General features: G+C 42.0%; 13 protein-coding genes. 10 read left to right on the forward strand and 3 right to left on the reverse strand.

Going from position 1 to position 13,667, the window contains the following annotated elements; genetic code table 11:
* Positions 1-94 precede the first annotated feature (94 nt).
* The 5 genes from ispF to argH all read left to right on the forward strand — a co-directional run bounded on the left by ispF (position 95) and on the right by argH (position 5,199).
* Positions 95-580, forward strand: a complete 486-nt coding sequence (gene ispF / locus CDG77_RS30370; protein WP_094332960.1) for a 2-C-methyl-D-erythritol 2,4-cyclodiphosphate synthase — start codon at positions 95-97, stop codon at positions 578-580.
* 63 nt (positions 581-643) lie between these two features.
* Positions 644-2,437, forward strand: coding sequence for an ABC transporter substrate-binding protein (locus CDG77_RS30375; protein WP_094332961.1), 1,794 nt, complete (start codon positions 644-646; stop codon positions 2,435-2,437).
* A 72-nt stretch (positions 2,438-2,509) separates the two neighbouring features.
* On the forward strand, positions 2,510-3,298 hold the full coding sequence (gene larB / locus CDG77_RS30380) for a nickel pincer cofactor biosynthesis protein LarB (protein ID WP_094332962.1): 789 nt from the start codon (positions 2,510-2,512) through the stop codon (positions 3,296-3,298).
* A 107-nt stretch (positions 3,299-3,405) separates the two neighbouring features.
* Positions 3,406-3,612 (forward strand): hypothetical protein, encoded by a 207-nt coding sequence (locus tag CDG77_RS30385; protein WP_094332963.1) that lies wholly within the window; start codon positions 3,406-3,408, stop codon positions 3,610-3,612.
* Positions 3,613-3,813: 201 nt separating this feature from the next.
* Positions 3,814-5,199: an argininosuccinate lyase gene (gene argH, locus CDG77_RS30390; RefSeq protein WP_094332970.1), complete on the forward strand. Its 1,386-nt coding sequence runs from the start codon at positions 3,814-3,816 to the stop codon at positions 5,197-5,199.
* 184 nt (positions 5,200-5,383) lie between these two features.
* On the opposite strand, the gene CDG77_RS37000 is transcribed toward argH, so the two are convergent.
* Together CDG77_RS37000 and CDG77_RS30395 are read right to left on the reverse strand one after the other, a co-directional pair.
* Positions 5,384-5,551 (reverse strand): hypothetical protein, encoded by a 168-nt coding sequence (locus CDG77_RS37000; protein ID WP_012412073.1) that lies wholly within the window; start codon positions 5,549-5,551, stop codon positions 5,384-5,386.
* Between the two features lie 406 nt (positions 5,552-5,957).
* Complete coding sequence (locus tag CDG77_RS30395; RefSeq protein ID WP_223270057.1) at positions 5,958-6,449, reverse strand: PEP-CTERM sorting domain-containing protein; 492 nt, start codon at positions 6,447-6,449, stop codon at positions 5,958-5,960.
* Positions 6,450-6,872: 423 nt separating this feature from the next.
* Here CDG77_RS30395 and CDG77_RS30400 point away from each other — a divergent pair, with 423 nt between their 5' ends.
* Entirely contained in the window at positions 6,873-7,367 is a 495-nt protein-coding gene (locus tag CDG77_RS30400) for an NUDIX hydrolase (protein ID WP_094332964.1), read from the forward strand.
* 249 nt (positions 7,368-7,616) lie between these two features.
* Positions 7,617-8,435 (forward strand): alpha/beta fold hydrolase, encoded by an 819-nt coding sequence (locus CDG77_RS30405; RefSeq protein WP_094332965.1) that lies wholly within the window; start codon positions 7,617-7,619, stop codon positions 8,433-8,435.
* 79 nt (positions 8,436-8,514) lie between these two features.
* Here the strand turns inward: CDG77_RS30405 and CDG77_RS30410 are convergent, their stop codons facing one another.
* Positions 8,515-9,330 carry a pantothenate kinase gene (locus tag CDG77_RS30410; RefSeq protein ID WP_094332966.1) on the reverse strand — a complete coding sequence of 272 codons (816 nt, stop codon included), beginning with the start codon at positions 9,328-9,330 and terminating at the stop codon, positions 8,515-8,517.
* 109 nt (positions 9,331-9,439) lie between these two features.
* On the opposite strand from CDG77_RS30410, the gene CDG77_RS30415 reads away from it, so the two are divergent.
* From CDG77_RS30415 to CDG77_RS30425, 3 genes are all read left to right on the forward strand, one after another.
* Positions 9,440-11,164, forward strand: a complete 1,725-nt coding sequence (locus CDG77_RS30415; RefSeq protein ID WP_094332967.1) for a diflavin flavoprotein — start codon at positions 9,440-9,442, stop codon at positions 11,162-11,164.
* Positions 11,165-11,299: 135 nt separating this feature from the next.
* The gene (locus tag CDG77_RS30420) at positions 11,300-13,012 is read left to right on the forward strand and encodes a diflavin flavoprotein (RefSeq protein ID WP_094332968.1); all 1,713 of its coding nucleotides are present in this window, start codon (positions 11,300-11,302) and stop codon (positions 13,010-13,012) included.
* A 166-nt stretch (positions 13,013-13,178) separates the two neighbouring features.
* Positions 13,179-13,562, forward strand: a complete 384-nt coding sequence (locus CDG77_RS30425) for a nuclear transport factor 2 family protein (protein WP_094332969.1) — start codon at positions 13,179-13,181, stop codon at positions 13,560-13,562.
* Positions 13,563-13,667 lie beyond the last annotated feature (105 nt).

Genomic DNA, 13,667 nt, shown 5'->3' on the forward strand with positions numbered 1-13,667 from the left:
AGCAGGGGGAGCAAGCAAAGAATAATCATTTCTAACTCCTGAAAAATGACCAATGACAAATGACAAATGACAAATGACAAATGACAAATGACAAATGACAAAAATTCGTATTGGTAACGGCTACGATATTCACCAACTGGTGAGCGATCGCGCTTTGATTTTAGGTGGAATTAAAATTCCTCATGAACTGGGTTTATTAGGACACAGTGATGCTGATGTGCTAACGCACGCGATTATGGATGCCATGCTTGGGGCATTATCCTTGGGGGATATTGGTCATTACTTTCCGCCTAGCGATCCTAAATGGGCGGGGGCAGATAGTTTAGTACTATTAACTCAAGTACATCAACTAATTTGCGATCGCGGCTGGGAGATAGGAAATATTGACTCGGTGGTAGTAGCAGAACGTCCAAAATTAAAGCCGCATATTAACAATATGCGCGACAAACTAGCGGCAATTTTAGAAGTAGAACCAAATCAAATTGGCATCAAAGCTACCACCAACGAAAAACTAGGCCCAGTGGGACGTGAAGAAGGGATATGTGCTTATGCTGTTGTCTTGCTAGTTGCTTCCGAATGACTTTTCTTTTAGCCTCTCATAAAGATATTGAAGACTGATTAGGATGGAAATAGATTTGAAATTATGAAATTTTTTAGCAAAATATTTCTGGCAATTAAACGTTTTTGGTTGCCAATAATTCTAACTTCAGCAACAGCACTTACACTTACCGCCTGTAACCCCTCTAACTTCAAAATTGCAGCCGCTCAAGTTCCGCAAGTTGTCACCGCAGTTTTGAGCGAACCCTCAACTTTTAACTATGCTCTAAATGAGTCAGCATATAGCGTTTTTGGATTTATCTATGACTCATTAATTAATGAAAATCCTATAACCACAAAATTAGAGCCTGGTTTAGCAGAATCTTGGCAAGTTTCTGATGATGGTCAACGGATTGTAATCACCCTCCGAGAAGGAATTAAGTGGTCAGATGGAAAGCCAATGACTACTGATGATATTGTCTTTACTTATAACGAAATCTACCTGAATCCTAAAATTCCCACTTCTACCAAAGATGCTCTAAAAATTGGTGACAAGGGCACTTTACCGAAGGTGAAAAAAATCGATGCTCGTCGAGTTGAATTTAGCATATTGGAACCTTTTGCTCCTTTTTTAAGATATGTAGCTGGCATACCAATTATGCCAGCCCACGCTCTACAGGAAGCAGTTCGCACAATTGGATCTGATGGAAATTCTAAGTTTCTTTCAACATGGGGAACAGGCACTGACCCTAAACAAATTGTTGGCAATGGGCCTTATGTTATGGAAAGTTATGTTTCCAGTCAGCGAGTTATATTTAGGCGTAATCCATATTACTGGCGCAAAGATGCTCAGGGTAATCCTCAACCTTATATTGAACGTATTGTTTGGCAAATTATTGAATCTACTGAAAACCAGTTGATTAGTTTTCGCTCTAAACAGTTGGATGATTTAGAAGTTCCTCCTGAAGGTTTTAGTTTGCTGAAGCGAGAGGAAAAACGGGCAAAGTTTAAAATTTATAACGGCGGGCCAGATACAAGTACGAGTTTTATTGCTTTCAATCTTAGTAAAGCTAAGAATTCTCAGGGTAAACCTTTCGTAGACCCAATTAAATCTAGCTGGTTTAATAAAAAGGAATTTAGGCAGGCTATCGCTTATGCACTTGACCGAGAAACGATGAAAACAAATGCTTATCGAGGATTGGGTGAACTACAAAATTCATTTGTTTACGTCAAGAGTCCCTACTTCCTTCCACCAGAAAAAGGGTTAAAGGTATATAATTACGAACCAGAGAAATCGAAGAAATTACTGTTACAAGCTGGGTTCAAATATAATGCCCAAAATCAGCTTGTAGATGCTGATAGCAACCGAGTCAGGTTTACAATTTTAACGAATTCGGAAAGAAAAGTTAGAGGAGATATGGCCTCTCAAATCAGACGGGATCTCGCTAATATTGGGATTCAAGTAGATTTGCAAATTCTCAGCTTCAATTCTTATCTAGAAAAACTTAAAGTTACGCAGAATTGGGATTGTTACCTGGGAGGATTTGCTGGAGGTGGTATTGAACCCCAGGGTGCTAGCAATATCTGGAGGATTGCTGGTGCATCCCACGCATTTAATTTGGGGCCACAACCGGGAGATCCACCTATAACTGGCTGGGAAGTTTCCGATTGGGAAAAGCAAATTGACAGCCTTTATATTAAAGGCGCACAGGTATTAGATGAAAATAAGCGCAAGGAAATTTATTACGAATATCAGCGCATCGCCTCAGAACAGTTGCCGTTTATTCATTTAGTGGAGAGGTTGAATCTGCAAGCTGTGCGCGATCGCTTCCAAGGAATTCAATATACTGCTCTTGGTGGGCCATTCTGGAATCTTTACGAACTGAAAGTAACTGATTAGGAATTGGGAATGGGGAATGGGGCATTGGTTATTCACAAATGACAAAGGACAAATGACAAAGGATAAAAACCAATGACCGATGAAAAAACTTTGCGATCGCTACTCGTTGCGGTTGCCAATGGTAAAGTTACGCCAGATACGGCTTTAGACTCACTCAAAGACTTAACTTATGAATCTGTAGGTGAATTTGCCAAAATCGACCATCATCGCCAACTAAGAACTGGTTTCCCAGAGGTGATTTGGGGGCCTGGTAAAACTCCAGAACAAATTGCTCAAATTATGGAGGTGATGCGCCTTCGTAACCCGGTGGTGATGGCAACTCGCATTGAACCAGCGGTTTATGCCGCACTGCAATCCAAAGTTAGCGGCTTGCGATATTACGATTCGGCGCGAATTTGTGCGATCGCTCCCCCTATCATCGAACCACAATTCCAGGGTGAAATTGCCATTCTTTCTGCTGGTACTGCCGATTTACCCGTTGCTGAAGAAGCGGCTGTCACTGCTGAACTTTCTGGTTTTCGGGTACAGCGTCTCTGGGATGTTGGTGTTGCGGGGATTCACCGTTTATTAAGTAATCGCCACCTGATTGAGTCAGCATCGGTGTTAATTGTCGTGGCGGGGATGGAAGGCGCTTTACCCAGCGTTGTTGCGGGTTTAGCGAGTTGTCCTGTAATTGCCGTACCCACCAGCATCGGTTATGGCGCAAGTTTTGGTGGATTAGCACCTTTATTGACAATGCTCAACTCTTGTGCTGCGGGAGTAGGCGTAGTAAATATCGATAATGGTTTTGGCGCAGCAGTACTGGCGGGGCAAATTTTGCGAACTGCCGAGAAATTGCGGTTGGCATCGGCTGAATCTTGAGTTAAGACATTTAAAGTTATACCCAAGATTTCAGGATATTATCAGTAATTTTTCTGAAAAATAAACCGATCCTGAAATTTACCACGCCAACCTCTTAATCACCAAATATGAGCCATTACAGCGATTTTATATCTCAGTTATATTGGCACTTGCCTGTAAAATTGACGGCATTAGCACAAACAATTACCGATCCAAACGTTATGGATCAGATGCAAAAAGCTTGGAGCCACTTTATACAGACAGGTCAAGTGTGGGCATTGTTGATTGGTGTAATCATTGGCTATATGATTCGGAATTTAACTAGCTACGGTTAAAGTAATTTTAGATTTTGGATTTTAGATTAATCATTAAGGGACTTCCAACAAATAAATTACCCAATCTTGTGGGGTGGGCAACATGAGCGCCCATATACAAAGGCGGGCAAGATGCCCACCCCACAAGAAGTAGTGGAGTATTTTTTTATTTGGAAGTCCCTAATCTAAAATCCAAAATTGATGCCCAATCCCTTGAGATTTATGACCAAAGAACAAACTTGGAGCCAGAGGTTTGAATCAGCATTGCATCCAGCGATCGCTCGTTTTAATGCCAGTATAGGTTTTGATATTGAATTAATAGAATACGATCTGACTGGTTCTCAAGCTCATGCCAAAATGCTAGCTCACACGGGCATTATCTCCTCAGAGGAAGGTGAGCAACTAGTTACAGGTTTAGAACAAATTCGCCAAGAGTACCACCAGGGGAAATTTCAGCCTGGTGTCGATGCTGAAGATGTACATTTTGCAGTTGAAAAACGACTGACAGAAATTGTCGGCGATGTGGGTAAAAAACTGCATACGGCGCGATCGCGGAATGACCAAGTTGGTACTGATACTAGACTCTACCTCCGCGATCAAATCCAGCAAATCAAAAGCGAATTGCGAGAATTCCAAGGGGTTTTACTGGATATAGCCGAAAAACACGTTGAAACCTTGATCCCAGGCTATACACACCTACAACGCGCCCAACCAGTAAGTTTAGCTCATCACCTGTTGGCATACTTTCAAATGGCGCAACGCGACTGGGAACGTTTAGGAGATGTTTCTCGCCGCGTCAATATCTCACCTTTGGGGTGCGGCGCTTTGGCGGGAACTACATTCCCTATCGATCGCCACTACACAGCCAAACTTTTAGATTTTGACGATATTTATGCTAACAGCCTTGATGGAGTGAGCGATCGCGATTTTGCGATCGAATTCTTGTGTGCTGCTAGCTTGATTATGGTTCACCTCAGCCGCCTTGCAGAAGAAGTCATTCTTTGGTCATCTGAAGAATTCCGTTTTGTCACCCTTAAAGATAGCTGTGCCACAGGTTCCAGCATCATGCCCCAAAAGAAAAACCCCGATGTACCAGAATTGGTGCGAGGAAAAACAGGGCGTGTATTTGGTCATCTCCAGGCGATGTTAGTCATTATGAAGGGTCTACCCTTGGCATATAACAAAGACCTGCAAGAAGACAAAGAATGTCTATTTGATAGCGTTAAGACAGTCAAAGCTTCTCTAGAGGCAATGACGATTTTGCTCAGGGAGGGTTTAGAATTTCGTACCCAGCGTTTAGCAGAAGCTGTAACCGAAGATTTTTCCAACGCTACCGATGTAGCAGATTATCTAGCAGCACGGGGCGTTCCTTTCCGGGAAGCTTACAACCTTGTAGGTAAGGTGGTAAAAACTAGTATTGCCGCAGGTAAACTCTTAAAAGATTTGAAATTGTCAGAGTGGCAGCAACTACATCCGGCATTTGCAGCAGATATTTATGAGGCGATATCCCCTCGTCAAGTTGTAGCAGCCCGCAACAGTTACGGTGGTACTGGCTTTGTACAGGTTAGCAAAGCACTCATCGCCGCCCGCGCTCAAATAGATCGATAGAGGGAGTGGGGATTAGGGGCATGGGGAAGATGAGGGAGATCGGGGAGATGAAGGAGATGAGGGAGAGAATGAGAATAACCCAATTCCCAATTCCCAATTCCCAATTCCCAAAAATAAATAAAGGCGTACAAATGTACGCCCTAAAACATAAATAATCTAAATAAAAAGGCTTTAAGCAGAGAGCTTAGTCAGTGTCAGCTGCTGTTGCTGCGCCTTCTTCTTCTTCACTCTTCGGTGGTCTTTGTTGGAACCTTCTTTGCATTCTTCCTGTCGTAGTTCGTTTACGAAACTTTCTGGCATACGCCTGGTTCCGTAGCGCCTTTTCTTTTTTCGGGTTACGGCGCTTGGCCATGTTCACCTCATTAAATAAACAACAAAAGAGTAGCAACTAGGCATCACGTAGGCAATATTAGCTACCAATATTATTGATATACTTGTAGCCTAGTGCAGCAATCAATACACTTTAAACAGTATACTAGTCTACCGCATTTGACCTTACTTTGTCAATAAAAATTTTAAATAGTCCCCACCAGCTAGACGTTGCTACTTTATTCCCTAGACCTTAACCGAGTAGCTTGCTTTCACCTCCATCATTCAACGCAAACTAGAGTACATACAAGAAAAATTTACCGTTTTTCCCTATTCGGGCAATAATGCATTTTGTTGATGGTTTGAGGAAAATTTTTCAAGCTTATTCTCAGTTAATTTTAGATGGCTTAAAGAGTAGCGAGGGCAAATAAGGTAGGGATAGAGGCGTGTTAAGGGGTGATTATGGTTGCAGAAAAACTAATAGGTAACTCACTATCTTCGATGCCAAAATTTTCAGAACCTGGTGTCAGTGGTGGCGCAGAAAAAACTTCTAAATAACTTGGTGTTGGTAAGAAACTAGCGAAAAGCGGACTAGAATAGTTTCCCCCTGATGTAGAATACCCAAAACCATCACGCGTTAACTGCTGAGTATTAAGACTAATTAAATTGTCAACATCAAAAGGTTCGTTTCCTGGAATTGGAGTCTCTACAGGTTGGAGGCCAGTAATTGTTTCACCATTTCGTGTACCAGTAATTTCCAAAATCTGATAAAAACCCAAATCGTTAGGAGTGTTATTAGTGGTAAAATTACCAATTGCCTCTATACCAGTACCAGAATAATTCCACTTCCAAGTTAAAGCAGAGGCCGCTTCCATTGTACCGAAAACTAATCCAGATGTGATGGTGAGGACTATGGCAGATAGTAGAGCTAGATTTTTCATAGAGATTGTTTGGGCGATCGCAGTTTTTGTAAAGGATTTTTGTATATTAAGCTTAATTATCAAGAATTTGGTGGCAATTTCAAGTGCAGCTTAATTACCTCTTCAGAATTCAGAATTTAGACTTACTGATTCAGATTAATTTTTGAAAGTTTCATGAAAAAATATTAATGATAGCTAGTTTGAGCAAGGCTAATGTTATTTATAAACTGAAAAGTTTTTTTATTTAACAAATATCATGTATATATAAATACAGTGCTTCTCTTGAAACTTGATGTTAAGATTAATAATATTCTACGTAAATCGTCAGAATAAAATCTCCAACCACAAACATTTTTGTATAAAACAAAACTCAACGAAAATTTTATGAGTTGAGTTGATGTAAGTGGTAGAGAAATATAGAATACAACATATAAATTTTGAAGATTGAACGTTATTGCTTTTTTTCCGGCAGCAGTCCAGTCCACACGTAGCTTATGGCGTATTGGACAAACAGTATTGGGTATTATATTTCGTCATCCCATTACTGGCACTAGTATCATCCCAATTTTACCCGATGGTCGAATAGTACTGATCCGACGGCGTGATGATGGTCTTTGGGCATTGCCTGGAGGCATCGTGGATTGGGGAGAAGATATTCCCAACACAGTCCGCCGGGAATTGGTGGAGGAAACCGGGCTAGAATTGCTGAAAATAAACCGTTTGGTAGGAGTTTACTCCGCACCAGACCGCGATCCCAGAATCCACTCAATTTGTATTGTGGTTGAAGCCGAGGTACATGGGACAATGGAAATTCAGGATACTTTAGAAGTCATGGAAATCCAAGCTTTCTCTCCCAATTTGTTACCTTCAGGACAGATGTCTCATGACCATACTCGGCAGTTGCAAGACTACTTGAATGGCTTGACAACATTGGCATAATAATATTTTGTCATTAGTTATTTGTCATTAGTTCTTTGTCATTTGTCATTTGCCGCCAAAGTTCCGATCTAAGGAAGCCTCTCTTCTCTACGAGAGGTTGCGCCAACAAGATGTTACGCGAATGACTCAGACTTCTCTGTTTATAATTTGTCTAAAACTAATGACTAATGACCAATGACAAATGACAAATGACAAATGACAAATGACAAATGACCAATAACCAATGACAAATGACTAATCTAAATTAAAATGGATACACTATTCCGTAACTCCCGGATAAAGCTCTCTCAAGGGCTAATATTTTGGCGTGAAGTCGGTGAAAAAACTCCTATAATTTTTTTACATGGTGCTTGGAATGAAAGCAGTCAATGGTTGTCTGTGATGGAGTCCATTGCACAAGATTTTCATTGCTTCGCACCTGATTTGTTAGGGTTTGGTGAGTCAGAGAATCCAAATATCCATCATTCGATAGATTTACAAGTGGAGTGTTTGGCAGAATTTTTACAAGCTGTCAAACTAGAAAAAGTATATTTAGTAGGGCATTCTCTTGGGGGTTGGATTGCCGCTAGCTATGCTTTAAAGTATCCAGAGAAAGTTGCTGGTTTGGTGCTGGTTGCACCAGAGGGTGTAGAGATAGCTGGACTTGAAGAGTATTGTCGGAAAATGCGGCGATTATTGAATTATCCACCACTAATAGTTAAATTGTTGCGATCGCTAATTCCTTTAACTAAGATGCTGGGTTGGCATGAAAAAATTGCCCAGGATTTGCAGCTGCGTCAGTCGTTATTGCCGTATCCTATAGGTTGCCAGTTACTTTTCAAACGCCGACAAGTAGAAATTGATGCAGAATTAGTGCAAAAGCGGCTTTACATGATAGATGTGCCGGTTTTGATTTTACAAGGTGGGCAAGATACACCAAATGCTTTAGCCAAGAGCCGGGTTTATACTCAACTGATGCCGAAAGTTGATTTGAAAATGATTTCACATGCCGGAAACGACTTACCAGAATCTTGTGCTGGGGTCGTGGCGCTTGAGATTCAGGAGTTTATTAAAGGGAATTGGGCATAGCTTATTTAGGGTTAAACTTCTCTTTTAATTTTATGTTATCTGAGCTTTGGCTTGTCTCTTGTCCGTAAAATTCGGATTCCTATTTTTTATTCTCCATTACTATTTCCCGCATTCCCCAAAAAATTAAATTTGGTTCCACAATTAAATGTGCTGCAATTTCAGGATACAAGGCTTGCAGATAGTTTAATATTAAAGTGCGATCGCCGCCTTTAATTGCAATTTTTCCATCAGGGAATAATTGCATCCATGCTTCAATAAAATCTTTAATTCCAGCTAATATTGTATAAACTACTCCACTTTGAATAGCTTCTTTCGTATTGAGAGCAAAACGTGGTGGTAAAGATGGAAAATTTTGCATTTCCACTAATGGTAATTGTCCTGTTTGTTGACCCAAACTTGCAAATTGTAAACCTAATCCCGGCAAAATTGCCCCTCCAACTAGACACTCATTAGCATCCGCAGCTGTAAAAGTTAGCGCTGTTCCAGCATCAATTACCAACATGGGAAAACCCCACATTTTGCCTGCACCCCACAAAGCTAAAGCGCGGTCAATTCCTAGTGTGGGATAAACACCTTTTAGTGGTACTTGGTCTAATGTAATAAGATGAGTATTTGGGTAAGTTTGCCAAATAGCAGTTTGATTGGGAACTACGGAGGCGACGAAAAGAGGGCAAAGGGGCAGAGTAGTTGTGAGAGATTCACCTTCTGGAAAAATGTTCTCTAGTAAATCATTCAGAGTTTGACATTCAGCCAACTGTTGTATAACAGACTCAAGAAGATAATCAGTATCCCACACTGAGTAAAGCGTCTCGCCTAGAAACAACGCCCAATGCAACCGAGAATTACCAATTTCCAACGCTAGCCAAATTTCCTTTTTGTGCCTCTGCGGTTTCACACTTTTAACTTTTTTAAGTCAGTTATAGGTTTTTTAATAAAAATTAACATTCAAGCCGTGTAACAATAAACATAGAGGAACAAATACTCATTGTGTCAAGGAGGGAGTTATGGTAGCGCTCACCGAAAAAACTGAAAAACGGCTCACCATACAGACTGTGGAAATCGGTCAAGAGACGACGGCTATTCGCTCTTTGGACTGGGATCGCGATCGCTTCGATATTGAGTTTGGTTTGCAAAACGGTACTACTTATAACTCGTTTCTCATCCGTGGAGAGCAGACAGCCTTAGTTGATACCTCTCACGAAAAGTTTCGTCAACTATACTTTGATACGCTCACTGGACTAATCAAGCCAACAGATATTGATTATTTAATTATCAGCCATACCGAGCCAGACCATAGCGGTTTAGTTAAAGATTTGCTGCAAATGGCTCCAGAAATTACTGTTGTCGGTTCTAAAGTGGCGATTCAGTTTCTTGAGGATTTCGTACATCAGCCATTTAAGCGGCGGATTGTGAAAAATGGCGATCGCTTAGATTTGGGCAATGGTCATGAATTTGAATTTGTGATTGCCCCAAATTTACATTGGCCGGATACCATTTTCAGCTTCGACCACAAAACTAAAACTCTCTACACCTGCGACGCTTTTGGGTTGCACTATTGCTCAGATAGCACCTTTGACGAAGACTTAGCAGCGATCGAAGAAGACTTTCATTACTACTACGATTGCTTGATGGGGCCGAATGCTCGGTCAGTTTTGTCTGCCCTTAAACGCATGGCAGAACTGAAAACCATCAGTATGATTGCCACAGGACACGGGCCATTATTGTCTCACAATGTTGAGGAATTAGTTGGACGTTACCGCAGTTGGAGCCAAACGCAAACCAAACCAGAGACAGTGATTGGCATATTTTACGTTTCCGAATACGGATATAGCGATCGCCTCGCCCAAGCAATTGCCAACGGTATCGCTAAAACTGGTGTCGCCGTGGAAATTGTCGATTTGGGTTCTGAAGTCGATTTACAAGAACTACGGGAACTAGTAAGCCGATGTGCTGGACTAATTGTTGGTCTACCTCCGGCTGCTGGGGCTGCGAGTATCCAATCTGCACTCAGCACAGTTTTAGGATCTGCCAAAGAAAAGCAAGCTATCGGCGTGTTTGAAAGTGGCGGTGGCGATGATGAGCCGATAGATCCTTTGGTGAGTAAATTCCGCAATTTGGGTTTGACAACAGTTTTTCCAGCCATTCGGATTAAAGAAGCGCCTACAGAAAATACCTACAAGTTGTGTGAAGAAGCAGGTACAGACTTAGCTCAATGGGTAACACGCGATCGCAGCATCAAAGCGATGAAATCCCTTGGTGCTGACTTAGATAAAGCCCTTGGTAGACTTAGCGGCGGACTGTATATTATTACTGCCAAAAAAGGTGATGTATCCAGTGCTATGTTAGCCTCGTGGGTTGCTCAATCCAGCTTCAAACCCTTGGGATTTTCCATTGCAGTCGCCAAAGATCGGGCAATTGAATCACTCATGCAAGTAGGCGATCGCTTTGTTCTTAACATCTTAGAAGAAGGCAATTTCCAACCACTTATGAAGCACTTTTTGAAACGATTCGCCCCTGGTGCCGATCGCTTTCAAGGAGTGAGAACCCAGTCAGCTGAAAATGGTGCCCCCATCCTCAACGATGCTCTCGCCTATATGGAGTGCGAAGTCGTCAGTAGAATGGATTGCGGCGACCATTGGGCAGTATATAGCACCGTCTACGCCGGACGAGTTTCTAAACCCGATGCTTTAACTGCTGTGCATCACCGCAAAGTTGGAAATCACTATTAGGGATTGGGGACTGGGGACTAGGGACTGGGGACTAGGGACTAGGTACTAGGGACTAGGAACTGGGGAAGAGTTTTCTAAATACCCAATCCCCAATCCCCAATCCCCAATCACCAGTACCCAATCCCCAATAAAGCTATGTCAACAAATAAACCCCGCGATGTTCAAGTTTATCCAATAGCTACAGATACAAGAATACTGCGATCGCGCAGTTGGTCAAGGCTCAGATTTGAAATTGAATATGCTCTTGCCAAGGGTACAACTGCTAATTCTTATTTAATCGAAAGCGATAAAACTGCCATCATTGACCCTCCAGGGGAAACGTTTACGGAAATTTATTTAGAAGCCTTACAGCAGCGTTTCCATCTGGAAGACTTAGATTATGTAATTTTGGGACATATAAATCCTAACCGCGCTACAACTTTAAAAGCTTTATTAGAAATTGCTCCGCAAATCACCTTTGTCTGTTCTAATCCAGGCGCAATAAATTTACGTAGTGCGCTGGAAAATCCAGATTTGAAAATTCTTGTCATGCGGGGTGAAGAAACCCTAGATTTGGGTAACGGGCATAATTTACAATTTATTCCCACCCCTAATCCCCGCTATGCAGATCAACTTTGCACCTACGATCCGCAAACAGAAGTTCTGTACACAGATAAGTTATTTGGGGCGCACGTTTGCGGAGATCAGGTATTTGATGAAGGCTGGGAAGTATATAACGAAGATCGGCGCTATTATTTTGATTGCCTCATGGCTCCCCACGCCCGTCAAGTAGAAACAGCGTTGGATAAACTAGCCGATTTTCCCGTGAGAATGTATGCCACTGGACACGGGCCTTTGGTGCGCTATGGCTTAATTGAATTGACCAAAGCTTATCGAGAATGGAGTCAACAGCAAACATCTGCTGATTTGACAGTGGCGTTAATTTATGCATCAGCTTATGGAAATACAGCCACATTAGCCCAAGCGATCGCTCGTGGGATCACCAAAGCTGGCGTTGCTGTAGAATCCATTAACTGCGAATTTACCGAACCAGAAGAAATCCGGGCGGCTGTGGAAAAAGCCGGTGGTTTCATCATGGGTTCTCCAACACTCGGCGGTCATGCACCTACACCGGTGCAAACAGCTTTAGGAATTGTGTTATCCACCGCAACGAACAATAAACTTGCTGGTGTTTTTGGTTCCTTTGGCTGGAGTGGGGAAGCGGTTGATTTAATTGAGGGTAAATTAAAAGATGCTGGCTATCGCTTTGGTTTTGATACCATCCGCGTCAAATTCAAACCCGACGATGCCACCTTACAATTGTGTGAAGAAGCTGGAACTGACTTTGCCCAAGCATTGAAAAAAGCTAGAAAAGTACGAGCGCCAAGTCAACCTGCTACTACTGTAGAACAAGCAGTTGGTCGGATTGTTGGTTCTTTGTGCGTTCTGACAGCAAAAGAAGGCGATCGCTCCAGTGCCATGTTAGCTTCTTGGGTATCTCAAGCTAGCTTTAGTCCGCCTGGTTTAACCATAGCTGTCGCTAAAGAGCGGGCAGTAGAAACACTGACCCATACAGGAAACAAATTTGTCCTCAATATCCTTAAAGAAGGGAATCATTTGGGATTAATGAAGCACTTCCTCAAACCCTTCGGCCCAGGACAAGATAGATTTGCCGATATCGCCGCAGAAGTTGCTGAAAACGGTTCTCCCATACTTACTGATGCCTTAGCATATCTGGAATGTTCCGTACAAAATCGGATGGAATCTGGCGACCATTGGCTGGTTTATGCAACTGTTGAGAATGGCAAAGTGCTAAATCAAGATGGTGTTACAGCTGTGCATCATCGCAAGTCAGCAACTCATTATTAATCAACTAAGGGCTTTCCAAGAAATAAATTATCCATTTTGTGGGACGGGCAAGATGCCCATCCCACAAGAAAATTTGGGATATTTTTTTATTTGGAACTCCCTAACCTCGTTGTATTGGCCAGTTGCAAGCCGTCTTATCAAAGGGATAATCAACTCCAGCAAGTAGATGAAAGCAGACTACTTAGAGGAATCGCTTCTCCGTGAGTTGGAGGAACGTTTGCTTCAAGCGGATGTACGAAAGTCAGCTAAGGATGTTATGGACTTACTTGCTGACGAGTTCATTGAGTTCGGAAGCTCAGGGCGTGTTTTTAATAAACAGCAAATTATCGATAGCTTGCAAAATGAACCCATTGCACCCGTGACTCAAAGATCGATAACAGAATTCAAAACCTTAGTTTTGGCAACAGGGGTTATTTTAGTAACCTATCATATAGTCAGACATCTATCTGGCGAACAGCCTGTTCATTCGCTGCGAAGTTCCATCTGGAAATTTAACAACGATCGATGGAAAATAATTTTTCATCAGGGGACTCTGGTTAGAGAATCATAGTGTAGTGCAGGTTTTGGATAAAAAAGGCTCAAGCATTTCTGCCTGAGCCTTTTCTAGATTCAACTAAATGACTTTCGCTTATTTAGCTTAGTAGCGGCCACCACC

Origin of the sequence: Nostoc sp. 'Peltigera membranacea cyanobiont' 213, from assembly GCF_002245975.1 — a bacterium.
In the GTDB taxonomy this organism is placed as follows: Bacteria; Cyanobacteriota; Cyanobacteriia; order Cyanobacteriales; family Nostocaceae; genus Nostoc.

Excerpts from the sequence above, each read along its gene's own strand:
- ispF (WP_094332960.1), top strand. The coding sequence starts at position 95 with ATGACAAAAATTCGTATTGGTAACGGCTACGATATTCACCAACTGGTG.
- CDG77_RS30395 (WP_223270057.1), bottom strand. The coding sequence starts at position 6,449 with ATGAAAAATCTAGCTCTACTATCTGCCATAGTCCTCACCATCACATCT.
- CDG77_RS30420 (WP_094332968.1), top strand. The coding sequence starts at position 11,300 with ATGTCAACAAATAAACCCCGCGATGTTCAAGTTTATCCAATAGCTACA.
- CDG77_RS37000 (WP_012412073.1), bottom strand. The coding sequence starts at position 5,551 with ATGGCCAAGCGCCGTAACCCGAAAAAAGAAAAGGCGCTACGGAACCAG.
- CDG77_RS30415 (WP_094332967.1), top strand. The coding sequence starts at position 9,440 with ATGGTAGCGCTCACCGAAAAAACTGAAAAACGGCTCACCATACAGACT.
- CDG77_RS30425 (WP_094332969.1), top strand. The coding sequence starts at position 13,179 with ATGAAAGCAGACTACTTAGAGGAATCGCTTCTCCGTGAGTTGGAGGAA.
- larB (WP_094332962.1), top strand. The coding sequence starts at position 2,510 with ATGACCGATGAAAAAACTTTGCGATCGCTACTCGTTGCGGTTGCCAAT.
- CDG77_RS30375 (WP_094332961.1), top strand. The coding sequence starts at position 644 with ATGAAATTTTTTAGCAAAATATTTCTGGCAATTAAACGTTTTTGGTTG.
- CDG77_RS30385 (WP_094332963.1), top strand. The coding sequence starts at position 3,406 with ATGAGCCATTACAGCGATTTTATATCTCAGTTATATTGGCACTTGCCT.
- CDG77_RS30405 (WP_094332965.1), top strand. The coding sequence starts at position 7,617 with ATGGATACACTATTCCGTAACTCCCGGATAAAGCTCTCTCAAGGGCTA.
- argH (WP_094332970.1), top strand. The coding sequence starts at position 3,814 with ATGACCAAAGAACAAACTTGGAGCCAGAGGTTTGAATCAGCATTGCAT.